The 21,692-nt window shown below is 68.5% G+C and carries 21 protein-coding genes; 14 read left to right on the top strand and 7 right to left on the bottom strand.

The features are described from left to right. Positions 1 to 34: 34 nt before the first annotated feature. The 4 genes from AB0H49_RS05185 to AB0H49_RS05170 all read left to right on the top strand — a co-directional run bounded on the left by AB0H49_RS05185 (position 35) and on the right by AB0H49_RS05170 (position 4,280). Positions 35 to 1,306, top strand: a complete 1,272-nt coding sequence (locus tag AB0H49_RS05185; RefSeq protein WP_357247356.1) for a lipase family protein — start codon at positions 35 to 37, stop codon at positions 1,304 to 1,306. Positions 1,307 to 1,374: 68 nt separating this feature from the next. After that, positions 1,375 to 2,970, top strand: a complete 1,596-nt coding sequence (locus tag AB0H49_RS05180; protein ID WP_357247353.1) for a GMC oxidoreductase — start codon at positions 1,375 to 1,377, stop codon at positions 2,968 to 2,970. A gap of 81 nt (positions 2,971 to 3,051) precedes the next feature. Beyond that, positions 3,052 to 3,723 (top strand): TetR family transcriptional regulator, encoded by a 672-nt coding sequence (locus AB0H49_RS05175; RefSeq protein ID WP_355001524.1) that lies wholly within the window; start codon positions 3,052 to 3,054, stop codon positions 3,721 to 3,723. Between the two features lie 113 nt (positions 3,724 to 3,836). Continuing rightward, on the top strand, positions 3,837 to 4,280 hold the full coding sequence (locus AB0H49_RS05170) for a nuclear transport factor 2 family protein (protein ID WP_357247350.1): 444 nt from the start codon (positions 3,837 to 3,839) through the stop codon (positions 4,278 to 4,280). Positions 4,281 to 4,282: 2 nt separating this feature from the next. Here AB0H49_RS05170 and AB0H49_RS05165 read toward each other — a convergent pair whose 3' ends face one another. Continuing rightward, positions 4,283 to 5,032 carry a Mut7-C RNAse domain-containing protein gene (locus AB0H49_RS05165; protein ID WP_355001526.1) on the bottom strand — a complete coding sequence of 250 codons (750 nt, stop codon included), beginning with the start codon at positions 5,030 to 5,032 and terminating at the stop codon, positions 4,283 to 4,285. 49 nt (positions 5,033 to 5,081) lie between these two features. On the opposite strand from AB0H49_RS05165, the gene AB0H49_RS05160 reads away from it, so the two are divergent. Further along, on the top strand, positions 5,082 to 6,173 hold the full coding sequence (locus AB0H49_RS05160; RefSeq protein WP_357247347.1) for a CapA family protein: 1,092 nt from the start codon (positions 5,082 to 5,084) through the stop codon (positions 6,171 to 6,173). A gap of 23 nt (positions 6,174 to 6,196) precedes the next feature. On the opposite strand, the gene AB0H49_RS05155 is transcribed toward AB0H49_RS05160, so the two are convergent. After that, positions 6,197 to 9,094 (bottom strand): UPF0182 family protein, encoded by a 2,898-nt coding sequence (locus AB0H49_RS05155; protein ID WP_357247344.1) that lies wholly within the window; start codon positions 9,092 to 9,094, stop codon positions 6,197 to 6,199. A 139-nt stretch (positions 9,095 to 9,233) separates the two neighbouring features. On the opposite strand from AB0H49_RS05155, the gene AB0H49_RS05150 reads away from it, so the two are divergent. Then, entirely contained in the window at positions 9,234 to 10,391 is a 1,158-nt protein-coding gene (locus AB0H49_RS05150; RefSeq protein WP_357247341.1) for a glutamate--cysteine ligase, read from the top strand. Between the two features lie 26 nt (positions 10,392 to 10,417). Beyond that, positions 10,418 to 11,044: a UdgX family uracil-DNA binding protein gene (locus AB0H49_RS05145; RefSeq protein WP_355001530.1), complete on the top strand. Its 627-nt coding sequence runs from the start codon at positions 10,418 to 10,420 to the stop codon at positions 11,042 to 11,044. A 42-nt stretch (positions 11,045 to 11,086) separates the two neighbouring features. On the opposite strand, the gene AB0H49_RS05140 is transcribed toward AB0H49_RS05145, so the two are convergent. Beyond that, positions 11,087 to 11,320, bottom strand: a complete 234-nt coding sequence (locus tag AB0H49_RS05140) for a hypothetical protein (RefSeq protein WP_355001531.1) — start codon at positions 11,318 to 11,320, stop codon at positions 11,087 to 11,089. Between the two features lie 94 nt (positions 11,321 to 11,414). On the opposite strand from AB0H49_RS05140, the gene AB0H49_RS05135 reads away from it, so the two are divergent. Together AB0H49_RS05135 and AB0H49_RS05130 are read left to right on the top strand one after the other, a co-directional pair. Beyond that, complete coding sequence (locus AB0H49_RS05135) at positions 11,415 to 11,810, top strand: ankyrin repeat domain-containing protein (RefSeq protein ID WP_355001532.1); 396 nt, start codon at positions 11,415 to 11,417, stop codon at positions 11,808 to 11,810. Positions 11,811 to 11,878: 68 nt separating this feature from the next. Beyond that, complete coding sequence (locus AB0H49_RS05130; RefSeq protein ID WP_357247336.1) at positions 11,879 to 12,292, top strand: nitroreductase family deazaflavin-dependent oxidoreductase; 414 nt, start codon at positions 11,879 to 11,881, stop codon at positions 12,290 to 12,292. A 1-nt stretch (position 12,293) separates the two neighbouring features. Here the strand turns inward: AB0H49_RS05130 and AB0H49_RS05125 are convergent, their stop codons facing one another. Continuing rightward, complete coding sequence (locus AB0H49_RS05125; protein WP_357247333.1) at positions 12,294 to 13,667, bottom strand: FAD-dependent oxidoreductase; 1,374 nt, start codon at positions 13,665 to 13,667, stop codon at positions 12,294 to 12,296. Between the two features lie 175 nt (positions 13,668 to 13,842). On the opposite strand from AB0H49_RS05125, the gene AB0H49_RS05120 reads away from it, so the two are divergent. The 3 genes from AB0H49_RS05120 to AB0H49_RS05110 all read left to right on the top strand — a co-directional run bounded on the left by AB0H49_RS05120 (position 13,843) and on the right by AB0H49_RS05110 (position 16,838). Next, on the top strand, positions 13,843 to 14,175 hold the full coding sequence (locus tag AB0H49_RS05120; RefSeq protein WP_357247330.1) for a hypothetical protein: 333 nt from the start codon (positions 13,843 to 13,845) through the stop codon (positions 14,173 to 14,175). A gap of 218 nt (positions 14,176 to 14,393) precedes the next feature. After that, positions 14,394 to 15,947, top strand: a complete 1,554-nt coding sequence (locus AB0H49_RS05115; protein WP_355001536.1) for an amino acid permease — start codon at positions 14,394 to 14,396, stop codon at positions 15,945 to 15,947. 198 nt (positions 15,948 to 16,145) lie between these two features. Beyond that, a complete protein-coding gene (locus tag AB0H49_RS05110; RefSeq protein ID WP_357247326.1) occupies positions 16,146 to 16,838 on the top strand; it encodes a hypothetical protein in 693 nt (230 codons plus the stop codon). A 7-nt stretch (positions 16,839 to 16,845) separates the two neighbouring features. Here the strand turns inward: AB0H49_RS05110 and AB0H49_RS05105 are convergent, their stop codons facing one another. Continuing rightward, on the bottom strand, positions 16,846 to 17,328 hold the full coding sequence (locus tag AB0H49_RS05105) for a carboxymuconolactone decarboxylase family protein (protein WP_067777980.1): 483 nt from the start codon (positions 17,326 to 17,328) through the stop codon (positions 16,846 to 16,848). Next, entirely contained in the window at positions 17,325 to 18,404 is a 1,080-nt protein-coding gene (locus tag AB0H49_RS05100; protein ID WP_357247323.1) for a dihydrodipicolinate reductase, read from the bottom strand. The genes AB0H49_RS05105 and AB0H49_RS05100 overlap by 4 nt, the downstream gene beginning before the upstream one ends. A 404-nt stretch (positions 18,405 to 18,808) precedes the next feature. On the opposite strand from AB0H49_RS05100, the gene AB0H49_RS05095 reads away from it, so the two are divergent. Further along, the gene (locus AB0H49_RS05095) at positions 18,809 to 19,927 is read left to right on the top strand and encodes a tetratricopeptide repeat protein (protein WP_355001540.1); all 1,119 of its coding nucleotides are present in this window, start codon (positions 18,809 to 18,811) and stop codon (positions 19,925 to 19,927) included. On the opposite strand, the gene AB0H49_RS05090 is transcribed toward AB0H49_RS05095, so the two are convergent. Continuing rightward, positions 19,921 to 20,472 carry an NADAR family protein gene (locus AB0H49_RS05090; RefSeq protein ID WP_355001541.1) on the bottom strand — a complete coding sequence of 184 codons (552 nt, stop codon included), beginning with the start codon at positions 20,470 to 20,472 and terminating at the stop codon, positions 19,921 to 19,923. The two genes, AB0H49_RS05095 and AB0H49_RS05090, sit on opposite strands and share 7 nt — an antisense overlap. Positions 20,473 to 20,841: 369 nt before the next feature. On the opposite strand from AB0H49_RS05090, the gene erm reads away from it, so the two are divergent. Next, a complete protein-coding gene (erm, locus tag AB0H49_RS05085) occupies positions 20,842 to 21,654 on the top strand; it encodes an ErmE/ErmH/ErmO/ErmR family 23S rRNA (adenine(2058)-N(6))-methyltransferase (RefSeq protein ID WP_355001542.1) in 813 nt (270 codons plus the stop codon). The last annotated feature ends 38 nt before the right edge of the window (positions 21,655 to 21,692 follow it).

The following is a 21,692-nucleotide window of genomic DNA, read 5'->3' as shown; positions in this document are numbered from 1 at the left end:
GTCGCTATCGCGGTCCGCCAGGATGGCGGCGGCGGTGGCCGTTGCCTGCGCCACGGCGGTGGCGGGGGTCGGGGTGGACGTCACGGAAGCGGCGGCCGACGAGGTCAGCGCCTTCTACACACCACCGGCGCAGATCCCGGCGGAACCGGGCTCGATCATCAAGACCCAGCCGATGCCGCTGTTCGCGACCGCGCCGACCCTCGAGGGATGGCCGGGCCAGGCGCAGCACGTCATGTACACCACGCGATTCCAGGACGGGTCGCCGGTCGCGGTGACCGGAACGTTCATCGACGCCACCGGCCCGTGGCAGGGGCCGGGACCGCGCCCGACCGTGGTCATCGGTCCGGGCACCTCGGGCCAAGCCGACCGGTGCGCGATGTCGGTGGCGTTCTCGACCGGAATGGCGCTGTTCACCGATCCCTCGCCGGGACTGTCGGCGAATCAGGAACTCCCGTCGTCGGCGGTGTGGAGCTCGCTGGGCGCCCGGGTCTTGGTGACCGACTACATCGGCCTCGGCACGCCCGGTATTCATACCTTCGCCAATCGCATCGAGGGCGCGCACGCCCTGCTCGACGGCGCCCGGGCGGCCAACCATCTGGCGGGCGTCGGACCGGAAACCCCCGTGGTGTTCTGGGGTTACTCGCAGGGTGGCGGCGCGGCGGCCGCGGCGGCGGAGATGCAGCCGAGCTACGCGCCGGAACTGAACCTCAAGGGGACATGGGCCGGCGGTCCCGTCGCGGATCTGGCGAAGATTCTCGAGCGCATCGACGGCGCGCTGATCGGCGGCGCCATCGGCTTCGCCATCAACGGCATGCTCGCCCGCTACCCCGACCTGCACACGGCGGTCGACCGGGTGACCAGCCCCGCCGGCCGCGCCATGCTGGACACGCTCAGCACCTCGTGCATCGGCGACGTCATCACCCATCACCCGTTCCTGCGGACCAACTCGATGACGATCGACGGCCGATCGCTCACCGAACACCTGCACGCGATCCCGGAAGCGGCTCCCGCCCTGAGCGAGTTGCGCGTCGGCACCATGAAGCCCGCCACGCCGGTCCTGATCACCAGCGGCCTCAACGACGACACCGTCCCCTACAACCAGGCCCGCCAACTCGCCGAAGACTGGTGCGCCAAGGGCGCCACCGTCACGTTCCGCACCAACGACCTGCCGCCGATCTTCCCTGGCGCCACGATCCCCAATCACTTCGGACCGGAACTCATCGACGGCTTCGGCCCCGACAATGCGATCACCTACCTCCTCGATCGCCTCGCCGACAAGCCCGTGTCCGGCTGCACCATCGACTGAATTTCCCCGGCGCCCAGGGACATCGGTGTCCCTGGGCGTGGCACGACGATCCCGACGAAGGTCCTGTGATGACTGCTATCTCGCGCCGGTCGATGTTGACCGGCGCCGCTGCGGCGGGCGCCGTATTGTTCGGTGTCCGCTCGATCGGTGCGCCCGCTCCGGTCGCCGCGCGGGTCAACTCCGTCCCGCTGACCTACGAAGAGCATCGCGTCGTGGTGGTCGGCTCCGGCTTCGGCGGCGGAGTCAGCGCGCTGCGCCTGGCGGAAGCGGGCGTGCCGGTGACGGTGCTCGAGCGCGGATTGCGCTGGCCCACCGGCCCGAACGCCGAGACGTTCCCGCGCGCTTCCGCCCCGGACAAGCGGTTGCTGTGGTGCCGGTCGAGCCCGAACCTCTTCGGTGCGCCATTGCTGTTCGAGCCCTACACCGGCCTGGTCGAGGCGGTGCCGGGGGTGAACATGACGGCGCTGTGCGCGGCGGGGGTCGGCGGCGGGTCGCTGGTCTACCAGGGCATGTCGCTGCAACCCGCGGAAGCGGTGTTCGACACGCATTTTCCGCAGGAGCTGGACTGGGCGACCATGAACCGGGTGCACTACCCGCGGGTGGCGAGGATGCTCGGCCTGGCCGAAGCGCCCGACGAGTTGATCGCGACCGAGAACTATCGGGCAGCGCGCGTCTTCGCCGACCGGGTGCGCCGGGCGGGAATGCCGCTGTCGAAGATCCCGATGCCGATCGATTGGGATTTCGCGCTCGCCGAGCTGCGCGGGGAGATGAAGGCGTCCTACACCAACGGCGATGGCGCCATGGGCGTGAACAACGGCGGAAAGCACTCCGTCGACGTCACCTACATCGCCGCCGCCGAAGCCACCGGATTGGTGCGGGTCGAAACGCTGCACGAGGTCACCGATGTCGAGCGCGCACCAGACGGTCGCTGGACGGTGCACGTGCAGCGCTTGGACACCAGCGGCGCGGTGGTCGAGAACAAGATCCTCACCACGCGCGCGTTGATCATGGCCGCCGGCAGTCTCAACACCACGCGATTGCTGGTCCGCGCCGGCGCGAAGGGGCTGATCCCCGATCTGCCGGACGGACTCGGTCAGGGCTGGGGCACCAACGCCGACCGCATCTACGTCTGGACCGATCCCTCCGCGGAATTCGGTGCGCCGCAAGGCGGTCCGGTGATCTACGGCAGCAAGAACTGGACGGATCCGCGGGCCGCCTACACCGTGATCCAGGCGTCCATCCCACCGCTCTCGCTCGATCCCGCCAGCACGATGCTGGTCGGCTACGGCGTCAGCGACGGACGCGGCGCGTTCACCTACGACGCCGCCCGCGACGACGCGATCCTGCACTGGCCGGAGCACGGCGACCGCGGCATCCAGGACAGCCACATCGGTCCCGCCGTGCACGAGATCGCCGGGCCCGACGGCATGCTGCTCGACACCAACGCGCTGTTCCCCTCGACCTGGCACCCGCTCGGCGGTGCGAGCATGGGCGCGGTCTGCGATCTGGACGGCCGGGTGCACGACCAGCCGGGACTCTACGTCCTCGACGGTGCGCTGATGCCGGGCAACACCGCGGCCTGCAATCCCTCGATGACCATCGCCGCGGTCGCCGAAAGGGCGCTGGACAATCTCGTCGCACACGACGTGGGAACGCGCATCTGATCGTCTTCGCCGAGCCGCCCTTCGCGGCGGCTCGGCGGTGCGGCGCCCGCGGTCATCCGACGACTGGATTACGGTTGGCGGGTGGCAAGGACTGGTGAGACCGAGACGGCAACCAAGATCATCGACACCGTGCTCTCGCTGCTCGACTCCGACGGTTACGACGCGGTTCAACTGCGCGCTGTCGCGAAGCAGGCGCACGTCTCGCTGGCCACGGTCTACAAGCTGTATCCAACGCGGGACGAACTGATTCTCGCCGCGGTCGAACAGTGGATGGCCACGAACATCTACACCGAACTGGCGCCGCCGCAGGAGAACGAGTCGCTGGCCGACGGTCTGCTGCGGTTGGTCCGGTACGTGTTCGAGCCGTGGGAACGCAACCCTCGGATGCTGACGGCCTATTACCGCGCGCGGTCCGGCCCCGGCGGTCAGCGACTCGACACCCAGGGCTTCGACGCCGTCCTGCCCGCCGCGACCGTTCTCTTCACCGGGATCGACGCCGACTACATCGCAGACGTGGGGCTGGTCCTGAGCAATATGGTCTATGCCCTCGTCGGTCGCTTCGCCAACGAGGATCTGGCGATCACCGAGATTTTGCCTGCGCTCGAACGAACCGTCCACCGGCTCACCGGTAACAACGAACCCCTTGCGGCGGCCGCTGGAACGCCCGCTTCCGACTCACCACCCTTCACCTGGAGCCCCGCGATCGTTTCGCCGTACTCCCCCGGTCCGGACGGCGCCGACCAACCGTCGTAGCAGTTCGACGCGTCCAGCGCGAATGGCTTTGCGGGTGCGGGATTTCCGGCGCGGCGCAGGAACGTGTTCTAGTGTGGGGCGACGCCCGCCGTATCGGAGCTTCGGAGGCACCCATGCTGTCATTGCAGGAGATTTCGGACCGGCTCGAGATCGAGGACCTGATGGTCCGGTACTCGCACGCCGTCGACACGCGGCAGTGGGACCTGCTCGACGAGATCTTCACCGCCGACGCCCACATCGATTACACGGCCATGGGCGGGCCCGCGGGCGATCTGGTTTCCACCAAGCAGTTCCTCGCCGCCGTCATGCCGAACTTCCCCGCCTTCCAGCACCTGGTGAGCAACTCCTCCATCACGGTGCACGGCGACACCGCGACGGCACGCACCATGTGCCACAACCCGATGCTCGTCGCGGGCGAGGACGGCGCGCAGAGTCTCATGCTGTGCGGGCTCTGGTACCTCGACACCTTCGCCCGCGTCGACGGAAGCTGGCGCATCCGGCAGCGCGTCGAGGAGAAGAGCTACATGTTCCTCGCGCAACAGGTGAGCGGCACGTGACCTCATCCACTCGCGGCGCGTATTCGGGCGACCATGTCGTCGAGCCGACGCTGATGTGAGCCCGGCCAGTAGACGCGGCCGCAGTCCGCGCACTGGCGGAAGGTGTCGTAGTAGCGGCGGGTGAGTGGTTCGAGCCGGTCGATGACGTCCCTCTTGGCGACGTCGGCGAGGAGGCCGCCGCAGCGCAGGCAGCGACTGAACGGCGCGAGCCGATCGGTCAGATCCAGTCGGCGGATCAGCTCGACGATCTGCTCGAACGGACGATCCGCGTGCACGAAGACGCCGTGGGTGACGGCGCGCCGCGCCAGCAGTCCGCGGTCGCGGGTGAGCAGGATGCGATGTTCGGCGGCCGCGATCTCGGCGAGGGCGGCGTCGTCGGCGTCCCATTCACAGCGGGCGTCGAGTCCCATCAAGCGCATGAGCCGCGCCAGCCCGCCGAGGTTGACGTCGACGACGAAGCGCGGATCGCGTAGCGGGCGGGCGCGCACCCGGGTCAGCGGCCCGACGTCCAGCGTCTCGAACATCGGGTACACCGCGAGCCGATCGCCGGGGCGCGGGTGGTGGCCGAAGTCGACGGAAACGCCGTTCACCAGCATCAGATCGATCTCGGTGTGCGGAACGCCCGCGGCTTCCACGATGTCCTTCACGGTCTGGTGCGGACGCATCGGGCGCCGCTGCGCCGTGTACCGGAGGTCCGGGTGCAGGAAGTCGTTCAGCTCGGCGTAGACGCGCAGTTCGACACCGGCGGTCATACGACCATTGTCGTCCCCGGACCGGCGCTCGGTGATCGACAATGGTGGTATGCCGACGGTGCTGCTCGGCGGCGATGTCATGCTGGGCCGCGGGGTGGATCAGATCCTGCCGCATCCCGGCGACCCGCTGCTGCGCGAACGGTATGTGCGCGACGCGCGGATGTATGTCGAGCTGGCCGAGGAGGCGAACGGCGTCTTCGACCTTCCGGTGGATTTCCGGCGGCCATGGGGCGACGCGCTGCCACTGCTCGCGCAAGCCGACGCCCGACTGATCAACCTCGAGACCGCCATCACCGCCGACGGAACGTTCGCACCCGCCAAGGGCATCCACTATCGGATGCGGCCGGACAACATTCCCGTGTTGACCGCCATCGCGCCGGTCGTCTGCGCCCTGGCCAACAATCATGTGCTCGATTTCGGTGCGCACGGGCTGACCGACACCCTCGACACCCTCGATGCCGCGGGCATCGACCACGCCGGAGCGGGAACGGATCTCGACGGCGCCCGCGCCCCGGCGACCGCGGAACTCGGCGACGGCAGCCGGGCGGTGATCGTCTCGGTCGCCGCCGGCTCGAGCGGGGTTCCGGAATACTGGGCGGCGCGTCATGATCGGCTCGGCCTGTGGCGGATCGGTGAGACGCCGAGCGCCACCGCCGCCGACGAGGTGGCCGCCGTGGTACTGGCCGCCACCGGCGATCAGGACGTCGCGATCGTCTCGATCCACTGGGGACCCAACTGGGGCTACCGTGTGACGCCGAGCGAACAACGCTTCGCGCACCGGCTGATCGACGCGGGAGTCGATGTGGTGCACGGACATTCGGCGCACCATCCGCGGCCCATCGAGTTCTACCGCGGCAAACCGATTCTGTACGGGTGCGGCGATGTCATCGACGACTACGAAGGCATCCACGGTCACGAGAGCTATCGCACCGACCTGCGCCTGCTGTTTCTCGTCGATCTGGATTCCGGAGCGGGACGGCTGCGCATGATTCCGCTGCGGATGCGGCGCATGCGCCTGGAAACGGCCGAACCCGACGAGGCACGGTGGCTGTGCGAGACCATCCGGGAGATCAGCCGCGGGTTCGATACGCGCGTCGACGCGCGGCCCGACGACCTGCCGGTGGTGTATCGCAGGAACTGACGAATACCCTTCGGCGACAACGACTATCGACCGGGAATGCCGAGTTCGTTCAGCTCCCGCTGGAGCCGGTCGAGGGCTTCGCGCATGGCGTCGATCTGCGCGTTGAGCTCGGCGAGCCGCGCCTGATCCACCGGTGGCGGGGCCTGTGCCTGCGGCGGTGGCGCCGGGAGCGGCTGCTGCCCCGGTGGCGGCGGCGCCGCGGGACCACCGCCGGGTGCGGTGGCGAGCCGACCCGTTTCGGGACCGAAGACTTGGACGAGCGCCTCGGCGATGGTCGGGGCGTAACCGACGAGGACGCCGCCGGTGCCTGGCTCCCGATAGCTGACGAGCACCCGCGCGAGCTGCGGGAACGTCGATCCGTTGGGCGCGTTGGATATTCGCTCGGTGAACAGCGGTTCGACATAGAGCACACCGCCGTCGGCGATCGGCAGGGTCAGCAGGTTGCCGTACTGGATCCGGTTCGAGCGCTCCAGCAGCGTCCGCTCGGAGGCGACCCTGGTGTCGGAGATCATCGAGTTCTGGATCTGCTGCGGACCCTGGGTGAGGGTGTCGGTGGGCAGTTGCAGGACGGTGATCTTGCCGTAGTTCTCCGGATCGGAGTCCGCGGAGACATAGGCGGAGAGGAATTCCCTGTTGAATCCGACCATCGCGGTGGCGAGCCGGAACGTCGGCTCGGCGCTGCCCGGGTCGCCGACGAGGACGTAGAACGGGGGTTGGTGCGGGTTGGTCTCGACGGTGGGATCGCTGGGCACCGACCAGAAAGCATTGGTGGTGAAGAACTCTCGCGGCTCGTCCACGTGATACTTGGCCAGCATCTCGCGTTGGATCTTGAACTGGTCCTCCGGGTAGCGGAAGTGCGCCCGCAACTCGTCGGTGATCGACTCCTCGGGTTCGACCGTGCCGGGGAATACCTTCATCCACGCGGCGAGCACCGGGTCGTCCTGGTCGACCTGATACAGGGTGACGGTGCCGTCGTAGGCGTCGACGGTGGCCTTGATCGAGTTCCGCAGGTAGGAGATGTCGTGCGATCGCCCACCGGTCTCGCCGGGCGGCTCGAGCATGTCGAGTGAGGTGTGCTTGGCGTAGGGGTAGCCGTCGATGGTGGTGTAGGCGTCGACGATCCAGACGATTCGCCCGTTCACGACCGCGGGATATGGGTTGTGGTCGGTCGTCAACCAGGGCGCGACGAGTTCGACGCGATGGCGCGGGTCCCGGTTGAAGATGATCTTGGAATCATCGCCGATCGCCTTGGAGAAGATGATGTTTCGTTCGGTGTAGAAGATGGTGAAGGCCATCCGGTTGAACCAGTTACCGATCGGCACGCCGCCGGAGCCGGTGTAGGTGTATTTCGTCGCGTCGGTGTCGTATTCGCGGGGTTCGGCGCCGCCGCCGACGATGGCGTAGTCCGGGTCCGACTCGGCGATCACTTCGCCGAAGTAGATGCGCGGCTGATCGACCGGAATCACCTGCTGCCCGGAGGATTGGGAGGCGATGTCGCTCACCGTGTAGATCGGGTATCCGCTATTGCTGCTCGCGGCGTCGCCCGCGGCCTCGCGCACCGCGGCGTTGACGCGATTGGCGGGCGCGGCGACGAATCCGTTTCCGTGCGTGTAGACGGTGTGCCGGTTGACCCAGTGCCGCTGGTTGCCGCTCAGCGCGTTCGGCGTCAGCTCGCGGGCGGCCACCACGTAATCGCGCAGTTCCCCGTCGATGCGGTAGCGATCGAGGTCGAGATGCGCGGGGAAGCTGTAGAAGTTCTTCAGCTGTTGCTGCTGGGTGAAGGTTCGCGAGAGGACGTTCGGATCCAGCAGGCGCGCGTTGGCGATCGTGGTCACGTCCGCGGGCACCTCCGGCGGCGGTTTGGTGCCGATTCCCGGGTAGTCACGGTATTCGACGTGGTCGCCGCCGATCGCGTACGCCTGCCGGGTGGCCGTGATGTTGCGTTCGATGTAGACGCGCTCCATATCGGCGGCGTTCGGGCGGACCGAGAGCTGCTCGACCAACAGCGGCCAGACCGCGCCGACCAGAATCGATGACAACAGCAGCAGCGCGGCGGCCATCGCCGGGATGCGCAGGTCCCGGACCACGACGGCGGCGAAGACCGCCACCGCGCAGATGACCGCGATCGCGAAGAGGATCAGCCGGGCGGGAAGCACCGCGTTGATGTCGGTGTAGCCGGGACCGGCGAAGGTGGGCTCCTTGCTCCGGGTGGACAGCAGCGAGTAGCGGTCGAGCCAGTAGGCGGCCGCCTTGAGGGTGATGAATGTGCCTGCCAGCACCGCGAGTTGGACGCGAGCCGCGTGGCTCAACCCGCTCGCCTTCCCGGAAAGGAGTAGGCCGCCGAACAGGTAGTGCGCTGCCAGGCAGGCCAGGAACGCGAGGACCGTCGCGACGAACAGCCAGTTGACCAGCAGCCGGTAGAACGGCAGATCGAAGACGTAGAAGCCGACGTCGTGGCCGAACTCGGGATCCGAGAGCCCGAAGGACCCGCCGTGGATGAACAGCTGAACCGTCACCCAGCCCGACTGCCCGATCAGACCGCACAGCAGGCCCAGCGCGGCGGCGATGCCGAGGCCGAACAGCCGCGGCCGTCGCAACACGGCGGTGCGATAGGGACGCAGGACGTCCTCGTCCCCCGTGTCGGGCAGCACGAGCGGACGAAATCGGTACGCCAGCCACATCGCCCCGAACAACGCGCCGCCGATCAGCAGCGCGACGAGGACGAACAGCGCGAGCCGGGTGAGCAGCACGGTGAGCCAGACGCCGCGAAAACCGACCTCCCCGAACCACATCCAGCTGACGTACGCGCCGACCAAGCGCGGAACGACGATCAAGGCGGCCAGCAACAGCACGGCCGTGATCACCAGCACCCGAGTGCTGTGCGGCAACCGCCGCAGGCCGAGACCGTCGCGTGCGCTCATCACCCACTCTCCCGTGGTCGCGCAGGCCGAGAGCAGGCACGGCCGACGCTAGACCGCCTGGTCCGATTCTACCGGGGCCGCTGCCCGAATTAGCTCGAGCTCGAGGCATAGCCTCAGGTCAGCGCGGTAACCTACCCACATGGACGTGGACTCGTCTACGGTCGGGGTCGAGGAGGAATTCCTCCTCGCCGATCCGCGCACGGGTGCTCCTACCGCCAAGAACGACGCGGTCGCCCGGACCGCCGAGGATCTCGGTCTCGACCTGCAGTTGGAGCTGACGCGCTGCCAGATCGAGACCAACACCGGCGTTCACACCCGCACCGGCGACCTCGCCCAGCAACTGCGCGATCTGCGCCGCGGCGTCGCCTCCTGCGCCGAGATGAACGACGCCCGCCTGCTCGCCGTGGCGATCCCGCCGACGGTCCCGCTCCACTACCCCGTCACCGATACTCCGCGCTATCGCCGCATCGCCGACGGTTTCGGAATGCTCGCCCACGAGCAGGGTCTGTGCGGCTGCCATGTCCACGTGGCCGTACCCGATCGCGAGACCGCCGTGCAGGTGAGCAACTACCTGCGGCCGTGGCTTCCGCTGTTTCTCGCGCTGACCGCCAATTCCGCGATCTACCGCGGCGTGGAGACCGGGTACAAGAGCTGGCGCAACATCCTGTGGCGCCGCTGGCCTAGCGCGGGGCCGCCGCCGTACTTCCGTTGCGCCGACGACTACGACGATCTGGTCGGGATGATGCTGTCCAGCGGCATCATGCTCGACGAGAAGATGGTCTATTGGGACGTGCGCCGGTCGATCACCTATCCGACCGTGGAGATCCGGGTCAGCGATGTGCCCGCGACGGTGGCCGAGACCACGCTGCTCGCCACGCTGGTGCGCGCGACGGTGATCATGGCGCGTCAGTCGCTGGACGAGGGCAGGACGGCCCCTGCCGTCGCCGCGGAGATGCTGCGCGCGGCCTATTGGAAAGCGGCGCGAAGCGGCATCGACGGCGACGCGGTCGCGCCGATGGACGGGCGCGTGCTGCCCGCCCGCGAGCTGCTCGGCGAACTGGTGGAACACGTCGAGCCCGCCCTGAAGGAACTCGGTGATCGCGAGTTCGTCGCCGACACCATCGCCGCGGTGCTCGAGCGCGGCAACGGCGCGACGCGTCAGCTGCGCGCCTTCCGCGCGGGCGGTGACGTCGCCGACGTGGTCGCCGAACTGGCCGCCGCCACCCTGGAGGGCTGCGCGTTGCCCGAGGAGCCGCTCGGTTTCGGTGAGGCGGGCGCGGGTAGCCCGCACAGGTAGCTGATCGTCGGCGGAAGGAGCCGGTGATGGGTGCCGGAAAAGCCAAGGGCGCCGAGGAATTCGTCCCCGCGGGCGCGGACCTGGAAACGCTGCGCGCGGCCTCGTGCGGTTGCCACGGCTGCGAGCTGTACCACGACGCGACGCAGACCGTGTTCGGCGAAGGACCCGCGAACGCGTCCGTCTTCGTGGTCGGCGAACAGCCCGGCGACCGCGAGGACATCGAGGGACACCCCTTCGTCGGTCCCGCAGGCCGGTTGCTGGACAAAGCGCTCGAGGAAGTCGGCATCGACCGCGACACCGTCTACGTGACGAACGCGGTCAAACACTTCAAGTTCGAGGAACGCGGCAAGCGCCGGATCCACAAGACGCCGGGACGCACCGAGGTGGTCGCCTGCACGCCGTGGCTGACCGCCGAACTGGACGCGATACACCCGGAACTCGTGGTGTGTCTCGGCGCGGTCGCCGCCAAGGCGGTGCTCGGCCCCTCGTTCAAGGTGAGCGAGGAGCGCGGCAACGTGGTGTTCTCCGACGACTACCGGGTCGTCGCGACGGTGCACCCGTCTGCGGTGCTGCGCGCACCCGATCGCGACACGGCCTACAAGGGATTCGTCGCGGATCTACGCGCGGTGCGCGCCGCGATGGACGCGGGCTGAGCGCGGGCCGTCTCCGGCCCGCGCCGCGCCCCGCCGAGTGCCTCAGATGTGGTCGACGAGAGCGCGGTGACCTGCCTGGTGTGCGCAGTGCGCGCAGCAGTAGATCTGCTCGCCCGCCTGCACGCCGTGACCGAGAATCCGGCACGAGCAGTGCTCGCAGATCGGCGCCAGCGCGCTGACCGCGCATTCGAAGCTGTCGAATGTCGCCGACGAGCCGTTTCGGGTGACCGTGAACGTCTTCTCGTAGTCGTTGCCGCAGGTATCGCATACCGGCATCGAACTCGCCTCCTTGGTGTCGTGGTTCCGGCGTGATCTGCTGGCGCGGTACCCGAGGTTGCCACGGCGAAACCGCCGAACCTGGTAGGAAGAGGTGGTGAGCCCAGACGATTCCGATGCGGACAAAGTGATCGAACTGGCGGGCAAGGTCTTCGACCTGGCGCGTCACGGCGACGCCGACGCGCTGGCCGCTTACGTCGACGCCGGAGTACCCGCGGACCTCACCAACGACAACGGCGACACCCTCGTCATGCTCGCCGCCTACCACGGCCACCGCGACGCGGTCGCGATGCTTCTGGTGCGCGGCGCCGACCCCAACCGGGCCAACGACAAGGGCCAGACGCCGCTGGCGGGCGCGGTGTTCAAGGGCGAGGACGAGATCGTCCGCCTGCTGGTCGCGGCGGGCGCCGACCCGGACGCGGGCACCCCGTCGGCCCGCGACGCGGCCACCATGTTCGGCAAGACGGAGCTGCTCGACGCGCTGAACTGAGCCGGGCGGAATTTCCGCGGCCGACCCCAGGTTGGCCGTGAGGCAACCGGCGACCGGACAGGACCGAGATGAGCGATTTCAACGCACGGGTGATCGAGGAATTCCGCGCCAACGGCGGCCGCGTCGGCGGCATGTTCGAGGGTAGGACCAACATGGTTTTGATCACCACTACCGGGGCCAAGAGCGGACGGCAGGTCACCAACCCGCTGGTCTACCTGCCCGACGGTGACCGCATGGTGCTCATCGCGTCCAACGGCGGCGCCGACCGGCATCCCGCCTGGTATCACAATCTTCGCGCGAAACCCGAGCTCACCGTCGAGATCGGCACCGAGAAGTTCCATGGCGCGGCGGAATTCGTGACCGGCGCGGAACGCGACGAACTCTATGACCGGATGGTCGAGCTGATGCCCGCCTTCGGCGACTACCGCGCAAAGACCACCCGCGTGATCCCGGTGGTCGCGGTCCAGCGCGGCGACGGCTGACTCAGCCGCGCCGCCGTACCTCGGTCACCGCCTTGCGCGCCGCGACCAGCACCGGGTCCCACACCGGCGAGAACGGTGGCGCGTAGCCGAGATCCAGGGCGGTCATCTGCTCGACCGTCATCCGGGCGGTGAGCGCGACCGCGGCGATGTCGACCCGCTTGCCCGCGCCCTCACGGCCCACGATCTGCGTACCGAGCAGCCGCCCGGTGCGCCGTTCGGCCAGCATCTTCACGGTCATGGGCGCGGGTTCGGGGTAATAGCCCGCGCGGCTGGTGGATTCGATCGTGACGGTCACGTACTGCAAGCCCGCCGCGTGCGCGTCCTTCTCGCGCAGACCGGTCCTGGCCACCTCGAGATCGCAGACCTTGCTCACGGCGGTGCCGACCACGCCGGGGAAAGTCGCGTAACCCCCGCCGATGTTCGCGCCGATGATCTGGCCGTGCTTGTTGGCGTGGGTGCCCAGCGCGATGTGCCGCAGACGGCCGGAGACCAGGTCGAGCACCTCCACGCAGTCGCCGCCCGCCCAGATGTTCTCGTGGCCGTGCACCCGCATGGACAGGTCGGTCAGCAGGCCGCCGTACTCGCCGAGCGGCAGACCCGCGGCGCGAGCCAGCGCGGTTTCGGGGCGCACGCCGATGCCGAGCACCACCACGTCGGCCGGATATTCGCCGTCGGCGGTGGCGACGGCGCGGACGCGGCCGCTGTCGTCGGTGCGGATCTCGGTGACCTCTGCGGCGCTGACGATCTCGATTCCCAAGCCGCACATGGCCGTTCGGACCAGCGCGCCCATATCCGGATCGAGCGTCGACATCGGCTCGGCGCCGCGGTCGAGGACCGTCACCCGGTAGCCGCGATTGATCAGCGCCTCGGCCATCTCCACGCCGATGTAGCCCGCCCCGACGACGACGGCCCGTTTGCCCTCCGTCGCGACGAGGGTGTCGATGAGCGCCTGCCCGTCGTCGAGAGTCTGCACGCCGTGCACGCCCGCGGCGTCGATGCCGGGCAGTGCGGGCCGGATCGGGCGCGCGCCGGTGGCGATCACCAGTTGGTCGTAGCCGGTCCACGATTCGGCGCCGGAGCCCAGGTCGCGGCTGCGCACGCGCTGTCCCGCCACATCGATTTCGAGCACCTCGGTGTGTAGCCGCAGATCGATGTCGCGGGCGCGGTGTTCCTCGGCGGTGCGCGCGATCAGCGAGTCGCGTTCGGCGACCAATCCGCCCACCCAGTACGGGATCCCGCACGCGGAATAGGAGGTGAAGCCGCCGCGCTCGAACACGACGATCTCCAGCTCCGCCGGACCGGCCATGCGGCGGGCTTGTGAGGCCGCCGACATGCCCGTCGCGTCGGCGCCGATGACAACGAGACGTTCGGTCATGACGCTCACGCTACGTGGCGGACCGTCGCGGGCGCGCGTGGTGTCGGCGCGCTTGCGGGTCGGATTCGGGTGCGATAAGTTGCCCGTCGCTGGGGGCGGGGTCGTCCGCGCGAGGCCGCCGCCGGGGGCGTCGCGGGTCGTTTGGATTCGCCCGGACGAAACAGGGGTGGTGACGATGGGTGGCGTACGAGAACTACTCGCGGGGGTGGGAATTCCGCTGCTGGTGTTCGCGGCGGTGGCGTTCGTGCTGGCCGCGAGCTGGCGACTGGCGAATCCGCGGACCGCGGGCGCCGATCCGGCCGGGCGCTGGGACCGCAAACTCACCGACCTCGGTTTGATACTCGCGGCGGTCGGCGTCGTCGCCTCCGTCGCCGGGTTGGTTCCGGTGCGCTCCCCCGGCGGCGGCGAACCGAGCGGTTCCTGCTCGGCCGGTGCGGCGACGCTCGGCCGGGAGCACCGGTCGACGGATGCGTGCGCACGCGCCGAGGGCGGCGACCGGGGCCGCTGAACGTTCGCCCCGGAAGGCGATCGTGCCCCGCACCGCGCGGGCCCTCGTCGAGCGGCACGATCGAGAGTCGGCGGGACGGGCGAGGGGCGCGATAGCACACGGAACCGGTGACTGCCGCCCCGGGTTGACCGTTCGGCCGGTGATCCACCCGGCTTTACTTCACACTGAGCTTCTGGCAAACGCTGTATGAGGGCAGCGTTTTCACTTCGGGAGCGATCATGACCGAAACACCGTCCGAGGACGAACGCAGGCTCGCCGAACTCGGTTACAAACAGGATCTCGCGAGATCCTGGTCCGGATTCTCCAACTTCGCCATCAGTTTCACCATCGTCTCGATTCTCACCGGCGGATTGGCCAGTTACGGAATCGGTTTGGCGAACGGCGGCCCGATCACCATGGCGTGGGGCTGGCCGCTGGTGTCGATCATGGTGTTGTTCGTCGGTTTGGCGATGGCCGAATTGGCTTCCGCCTACCCCACTTCCGGCGGACTCTACTGGTGGGCGGCCGAATTGGGCGGCCCGGTCTGGGGGTGGTTCACCGGCTGGTTCAATCTCATCGGCCAGATCGCGGTGACCGCCGCCATCGATTACGGCGCGGCGATTTTCACCACCGTGGTGCTGAACGTGATCGGCATCGATATCGGTACGGACCGCACGGCGATCTTCCTGGTCTTCGCGGCGATCCTGGTGTTGCACGCGGTGTTGAACGCGATCGGCCCGCACCTGTCGGCGGTCATCAACAATATCTCGGCGTGGTGGCACGTCGGTGGTGTGGCGATCTTCGTCCTGGTACTCGGTTTCGGCGCGAAGAACCACCAGAGCGCCGGATTCGTGTTCACCGAGACCGTGGACAACAGCGCGGTCGGCTTCGGCGGCGTGGCGTTCAGTTTCCTGCTCGGTCTGCTGCACGCGCAGTACACGTTCACCGGCTACGACGCGTCCGCGCACATGTCGGAGGAAACCCACGACGCGGCCCGCTCGGCGGCCAAGGGCATCATCAATACGATTCTCGTCTCCGCGGTCGCGGGCTATCTGCTCATCATGGCCGTCACCTTCGCCATTCCGAATCTGGACGACGCGCTGGATCCGGAGAAGAACAGCGGCTATCCGGTGATCTACATCCTGGAGAATTCGCTCGACTCGTTCTGGTCGGGACTGCTGCTGATCATCGCGGCGGTCGCGCAGTTGTTCTGCGGATATGCCTCGGTGACCTCCGCCTCGCGGATGCTGTTCGCGTTCTCCCGTGACGGCGCGGTGCCCGGCTCGGCCTACTGGGCGAAGCTGTCGGCGAAGAAGGTGCCGGTGCACGCGGTGCTGTTCATCTCGTTCTTCGCGTTCGTGCTGCTGATTCCGTCGATGCTGGTGCCCGCCGCGAACGCGCCGACTGCCTACGCGGCGGCGACGTCGGTGGCAACGATCGGCCTCTATATCGCCTACGGCATCCCGATCCTGCTGCGGCAGCTGCACGGTTCGCGTTTCCAGACCGGCCCGTGGCAACTCGGGAAATGGTATCGGCCGATCGGGCTCGTCGCATTGGCGTGGATCGCGGTGATCAGCGTGTTGTTCATCCTGCCGACCGACGATCGCGGCTACCCGTGGAACGGCGACTTCACCTGGACCACGGTGAACTACGCGCCACTGACCTTGGTCGGGGTCGTCGGTGCGATCGCCATCTGGTGGTTCGTCTCGGCCCGGCGCTGGTTCACCGGGCCGAAGCGCACGGTCGGTGAGTCCACCGATCCGAGCGGTGACGAGGCGCCCGTGAACGCCTGAGGCGCAGCGGGCGTTTGGTCGATTTCGACCATGACACGCAACGGTGGCGCGGATCTGCTCCGCGCCACCGTTGCCGATCGTCGACGGTCGGATGAGCGAACTTTCCGCAGCACTTGAAAGCGTGTAAAAGTTTGTGCCTGGCGGTATTTCGGCATTCATCGGGGTGCGTACGCGGCGCGGCGCGGCTAGTTTGGTTGCGTGAGTTACGAGTACGTCGTCGTACCCGCGGGGGTCGTCGCATCGGCGGTGGAAGTGCCGTCCTATTTCCGTTCGCAGCAAGGGCGGCCCGTCGACGACGATCTACGGATCGTGGTGCTCGCCGGATTGGCGGCGTGGAACGCGGCGCTCCCGGCCTCGCGGCCGCACGCCGCCGTGCGGATCGAGGCGGCGGGCGACGCGGTGCGGGTCACGGCCGCCGACGATTTGGATCGGCGACGGACCAGGGGTTCGGCGGTGGACTACGCGGCGGGCCCGGTGCGGCAGCTGCTCGAGGATCTGATCACCGGCTTCGACTACGAGCTCTACGACGGGCGGCAGCGCACCCTCACCCCGGCCCCGGGCTTTCGCGTCGTCGACGTCGATATCGGCGGTGAGCGCAGCTACCGATCGATGACGAAAGACCAAGTGTTGAATTGGATTCCGAATCTAGCCCAGCTCGCGGCCACGCCGTTTCTCATCGTCAGCCGCCCCGACGATCGGGAGACCTTCATTCAGACCTATCGCGACGGGCCGATGGCGTACACGCTGGAAATACACGACAGCGCGCACACCGACCATTTCTTCGCGGCGGCGTTCTCGGATCCGAGTCTCGTCGCGCGATTGATCTGGGAGTGGGCCAGCGACGACTGGTCGACTCTGGACCGGGTGGAATGGATTCGGGAGGGGAAATAGGCCGGAATCAGGAGTGGCCGGGGAGCACGCAGGCGGTGTCCAGGCCGAGCACATGATTCAGCCGCCCGAACGCGAGCCAGGAACCGATGCTCATGCTGAGCTCGACGATCTCGGTCTGGCTGTAGTGCGCCTTCATCCGCGCCCAGAATTCCTCGTCCAGGTTGTGGTGATCGGTGGCGTAGCGTTCGGCGTATTCGGCTGCGAGCCTGGTGCGTTCGTCGAAGGCGTCGGTGGTGCGCCACGCGGTCACCGCGTCGGCGAACTCCTCCTCGACCTTCACACCGTCACGCTCGGTGCGCCAATCCAGACAGAACACGCAGCCGTTGATCTGGGCGATGCGCAGCCGGGCCGCCTCGAACTCGCGCAGGCCGAGCGTGCTGTGTTCGTACACCGCGAGCGAGAAGCCGGACGCGGCGATCCCGATGCCGGGGACCATCTCGCCCCACACGTAACCGATGGGATCCTTGCCCTGGGGAACGTCGACGATCATGGATTCTTCCTTCCGAGTTTGCCGACCGCTGGGCGCAGCGGGACGTCGAGTGCGTCGTAGAGTCCGGGCTCGGCGGCCACCAGCCAGTCGATCGCGCCGACCAATCTGCCCACCGCCGTGGCGTTGCCGCCCGCGGAACGATTACCGCCCTCGTCGGTGGCCTCGACCGTCACCTCGATGCGCGGGCGGCCCTCGATGATCACCCGGTGCGCGCCGTCGCCGTCGGGCGGCGTCGGCCAGTCGGGCGCGCACGAGGCGTGGATGCGGGTGACGTGCTCGATGACGATGCGCGGTTCCCCGCCCACGATGCCCTGCACCTCGAAACGCACCGCGCCCTGGGTGCCTTCGGCGAACTCGCCCATCTTCGCCGTCCGCACGGTGGTCTCCAGCGCGCGCCGGTCCAGGGTCTCGCGGATCTCGTCGAGTTCCACGCCGAGCGCGCGGGCCATCAGCCGAATCTGCCCGCCCCACACCATGGTCGGCACCGTCGGCGCGAGCATCGGCGGTTGGTAGTCCATCGGCTGGCCCATGCCCACCAGGTAGCGCACCGAGTCGGGCTGGTCGTAGGTGGTGTAGTCGAAGATCTCCTGGCAGCGCACCACGTCCACGGTGCTCGCCAGCCCGCTGATCAGCACCGGCAGCACATCGTTGCCCCAGCCGGGATCGACGCCGGAGACGAACAGCGAACCGCCGCCTTCGGCGATGGCGGCAAGGACCGGCTCGCGCAATTCCGTTGGGGCGCTGCGCGGGTCGTAGAGCGCGTAGAGCGCCGGGGTGACCACGACCGCGCCCGCCCGGATCGCGCGAACGATGTCGGCGAGGGCGTCGCCGGGCCGGATGTCGCCGGAGGCGGCATAGACGACAGCGCGCGGGCGAGCGGCGAGGATCGCGTCGATGTCGTCGGTGGCCGCGATGCCCAGTTCGCGGTCGAGTTCGGCGAGCGCGCCCGCGTCGCGCCCGACCTTGGCGGGATCGTGGACTAGCACGCCGGTGAGACCGAGGGCCGGATGGGCATCGACGGCACGGATGGCGGCACGGCCGACATTGCCGGTGCCCCAGACGATCGTGGAGATCATCGCGTGAGCGTAGCAAGCGCTTGGTTTGGTGTCCGGGGGTTGACGAGATCGCGCTCACTTCAGTGGGCGGGATCTGTTCTCGTGGGGTAACGTAAGCGTCAGTCAGCGCCCCCATGAGTGCGCATTCGCCATTCGGCATCTTCGAATCAGAAGAGAATTAACTGTAACCAGAGGTTACATGTAACTATGAGTTACGCATACCTTGGTGGTCAGTTCAGCGGTGCTTTCCGCGCCCGAAATCGCTTCCGGACCGGGGAAAGAACTCATCTTCGTAACAGTCCTGCGCGGAAGGCCTGATCGGCCCCGGATTGGTCCGCCGAGGGCCGTCGCGACTAGTACGGTATAGCCCGCCGCGAGGCGCAGAAGTAGGACGAGCATCCGGCGGAAAGGCGGGACGCCAGCATATGAACGAGCCGTATTCGCAGTGGCATCCCCAGAATTCGGCCCCCGACCTCCCCCTCGCCGCGCTCTACAAGTCCGCCGAGCCGATCCGCTGGAACGGCAGCATGGTCTATCCGATGTACACCGAGCAGTTCGGGCGCACCACCACCCTGCTCAGCATGACGCTGCTGTCCGCCGCGCCGCCCGCTGGACTGCGCGGGCACGGAATCGGTCTCTCGGTGGTCGGTGGTTACATCGACCTCGAAGGACGCCAGCTCGCCGGCCTCGACGTGTGGAGTGACGCGCTCGCCCGCGGCACCACCGTCACCCTCACGCCGACCGGCCCCGACGCGCTGTTCACCCTCACGCCGGTCTGGGTCGACCAGTCCGGCGTGCAGCGCTCCTGGATGGGCAATTACGGCATCCTCATCGAGGACACGCCGGACGGCCGGATCGCGCTGTGGTGCAGCGTCGGCGAGGGTCCGCCGAACTTCGCCAACCTGGTCGTCGGCCTCGGCACCGCGGCCGCTCCCGTCATCGCTACCCCGAAAGAACCTGTGGCAGAAACGATTACGAACACCGAAATGCCGAACGCCGGGACGCCGGGCTCGCTGCCGTACCCCAACGGCACGCCGGCCGGATACGCCGCGACGTCGTCTCCCTCCACCACCGCCCCGAGGAGCGCCACAAGCGCGGCGGCGCAAGCGTATTCGCCGTCGGCCACGTCCGCCGAACAGAATCGTGCGGCCGAATCCGTCGCCCCCGCGGTCGGCGACCCTGGAGAGCCCCGTCCGGTCGAACGCGGATCCGACACCGGGTATCGCGGCGCGCTCTACGATCTCGGCGTCGCCATGTTCGGCCGCGGCGAGGAAGAGCAGGCGTGCGGACTGTGGGCGCAGGCGGCCGCGGCCGGGCACCCCGGCGCCGGATACGACCTCGGCGTCGTGCTGTTCCGGCGCGGTGATCTCGCCGGCGCCGAGGGCTGGTGGCGCCGGGCCGCCGAACTGCGCGACCTACGCGCGATGGCCGGGCTCGCCGAGCTGCTCGACCGGCGCGGTGACCACGCGGAAGCCCGGGTGTGGCGCGCCCGCGCCGCCGACGAGCGGGCCGCCGAAGCAGGCCAGCCCGTCGGCCCCTACTGAGCCGCGCCGAGTTCCTCCCGCACCCGCATCAGCGCGAAACCGAGCAGGTTCGCGCCGAGCCAGCGCGTCGGTTCCGTGAGGTCCGGGTGATCGGCGGCCAACCCGATCCCCCACACCCGGTCCACCGGACTGGCCTCGACCAGCACCCGTTCGCCGGTGCCGAGCAGGAATCGGCGCAGCTCGTCGTGGGTGCCGAACTTCGTCAGGTTGCCCATGACGACGATCTCGAAACGCTCGGCGTCCCAGAGCTTCTCGTCGAAGTCGCGGACCTGGCGGCCGAGGTCCTTGGCTTGTTTCGGGTGCTCGACGGTGAGCACTTTCGCCGCGGTCTCGGTGTCGCCGAACAGCAGCGCCTTGCGCCACATCATGTAGTGCTCGGCCGTCGCGAACGTCGTGCCGTCCACGTCGAACGGTGCGGGCCACCACTGGCTGAAGCAGCCCTTGCCGACACTGCCGTCGGCCTGTGGACGATGGCCCCAGAACGGCAGGTACTTCACGGCGCCACCCGCCGCGGTGAATCGGATCAGATCGTCGACCGAACGCATGGCGCGAGTCTGCCCGACTCGGCGCGGTGCACGCCTTCGATTTATCGCAGCCGGGCCGCGAAAAGAAGTGGCATCGGGTTCGGGTGGGTCGGTAGGTTGGCGGCCATGGGAGGTCCAGGCATCAACGGAGCGTGCGCGGTCGGCGCGTACTTCATCCGGCTGCGCGCGGAGGCTCGGGCCTAGCCAGCGCACCGCACCGCTCCGGCATCACTTCGATCCGGCTTCTTCGACGCCGAGCTGATCCAGCAGCTCTTTCGAGCTGAGCACGCGCCGACCGACGACCGCGTCCGCGGTCCGTCGACTGTGCCCTGGCATGGGTCCGGGCGAATCACCTTTTCCTGATTCGGCCACTCCGTTCGGAGGACACCCATGTCCCGCAATCGTTTCCTGCCGCGCTCCCGCGACGCGCGCGGCCATTCCGGCGTCAGCCCGCGCAAGCGGCTGAGCCAGAACTTCCTCGCCGACGCCGGCACCGCGCGGCTGGTGGTGCACGCGTCGGGAATCGGCGCCGAGGATCTCGTGCTCGAGATCGGACCCGGCGCGGGCATGCTGACGCGTCAGCTGGCCGCCACGGCCGGTCGCGTGCTGGCCTACGAGATCGACCCGCGCTACGCGACACTGCTGCGCAAGCGCTACGCGGGCGACGCGACGGTCCGCTGCTTCCAGGCCGACTTCCGGTCGGTGACCACGCCGCGCGAGCCGTTCGCGGTCGTCGCCAACATCCCGTACGCCAGCACCACCGACATCGTCCGGTGGTGCCTCGCCGCGCGGCACCTGACCTCGGCGACCCTGCTGACCCAACTGGAGTTCGCGCGCAAACACTCCGGCGACTACGGCCGCTGGAGCAAGCTGGCCGTGACGCACTGGCCGATCACCGAGTTCACGATGGGTCCGCGCGTCGACCGCACCCGCTTCCGGCCCGTCCCGCGGGTCGACTCGGCGGTGCTGCACCTGCGCAACCGGTCGCGGCCACTGCTCGCGAAGGATGCCTTGCCCGGCTACCGGCGACTGGTGGAACTGGGCTTCTCCGGCGTCGGCGGGTCGCTGGCGGCGTCCTTGACGACGGCGTTTCCAGCTCGCCGGGTGCGTGCGGCGTGCCGAAGCGCGGATGTGCCCGCCGACGAAGTGGTGGCGACGGTGGACCCGAACCGCTGGATCGCGCTCTACAAGTCGCTGTCCTAGTCGATCTCGTTCCAGAATGCACTGATCAGCGCCACGCC

Source organism: Nocardia sp. NPDC050713 (assembly GCF_040654315.1).
Classification (GTDB): Bacteria; Actinomycetota; Actinomycetes; order Mycobacteriales; family Mycobacteriaceae; genus Nocardia.
The sequence above is the reverse complement of the archived record's forward strand: the minus strand, read 5'-3'. Positions and strand labels throughout refer to the sequence as shown.

What these genes read in the sequence shown, in the direction of transcription:
- AB0H49_RS05150 (WP_357247341.1), top strand. Translation starts at nt 9,234, where the DNA reads ATGGACGTGGACTCGTCTACGGTCGGGGTCGAGGAGGAATTCCTCCTC.
- AB0H49_RS05160 (WP_357247347.1), top strand. Translation starts at nt 5,082, where the DNA reads ATGCCGACGGTGCTGCTCGGCGGCGATGTCATGCTGGGCCGCGGGGTG.
- AB0H49_RS05130 (WP_357247336.1), top strand. Translation starts at nt 11,879, where the DNA reads ATGAGCGATTTCAACGCACGGGTGATCGAGGAATTCCGCGCCAACGGC.
- AB0H49_RS05115 (WP_355001536.1), top strand. Translation starts at nt 14,394, where the DNA reads ATGACCGAAACACCGTCCGAGGACGAACGCAGGCTCGCCGAACTCGGT.
- AB0H49_RS05155 (WP_357247344.1), bottom strand. Translation starts at nt 9,094, where the DNA reads ATGAGCGCACGCGACGGTCTCGGCCTGCGGCGGTTGCCGCACAGCACT.
- AB0H49_RS05170 (WP_357247350.1), top strand. Translation starts at nt 3,837, where the DNA reads ATGCTGTCATTGCAGGAGATTTCGGACCGGCTCGAGATCGAGGACCTG.
- AB0H49_RS05165 (WP_355001526.1), bottom strand. Translation starts at nt 5,032, where the DNA reads ATGACCGCCGGTGTCGAACTGCGCGTCTACGCCGAGCTGAACGACTTC.
- AB0H49_RS05090 (WP_355001541.1), bottom strand. Translation starts at nt 20,472, where the DNA reads ATGCGTTCGGTCGACGATCTGATCCGATTCACCGCGGCGGGTGGCGCC.
- AB0H49_RS05140 (WP_355001531.1), bottom strand. Translation starts at nt 11,320, where the DNA reads ATGCCGGTATGCGATACCTGCGGCAACGACTACGAGAAGACGTTCACG.
- AB0H49_RS05100 (WP_357247323.1), bottom strand. Translation starts at nt 18,404, where the DNA reads ATGATCTCCACGATCGTCTGGGGCACCGGCAATGTCGGCCGTGCCGCC.
- AB0H49_RS05105 (WP_067777980.1), bottom strand. Translation starts at nt 17,328, where the DNA reads ATGATCGTCGACGTTCCCCAGGGCAAGGATCCCATCGGTTACGTGTGG.
- erm (WP_355001542.1), top strand. Translation starts at nt 20,842, where the DNA reads ATGTCCCGCAATCGTTTCCTGCCGCGCTCCCGCGACGCGCGCGGCCAT.
- AB0H49_RS05145 (WP_355001530.1), top strand. Translation starts at nt 10,418, where the DNA reads ATGGGTGCCGGAAAAGCCAAGGGCGCCGAGGAATTCGTCCCCGCGGGC.
- AB0H49_RS05125 (WP_357247333.1), bottom strand. Translation starts at nt 13,667, where the DNA reads ATGACCGAACGTCTCGTTGTCATCGGCGCCGACGCGACGGGCATGTCG.
- AB0H49_RS05180 (WP_357247353.1), top strand. Translation starts at nt 1,375, where the DNA reads ATGACTGCTATCTCGCGCCGGTCGATGTTGACCGGCGCCGCTGCGGCG.
- AB0H49_RS05120 (WP_357247330.1), top strand. Translation starts at nt 13,843, where the DNA reads ATGGGTGGCGTACGAGAACTACTCGCGGGGGTGGGAATTCCGCTGCTG.
- AB0H49_RS05095 (WP_355001540.1), top strand. Translation starts at nt 18,809, where the DNA reads ATGAACGAGCCGTATTCGCAGTGGCATCCCCAGAATTCGGCCCCCGAC.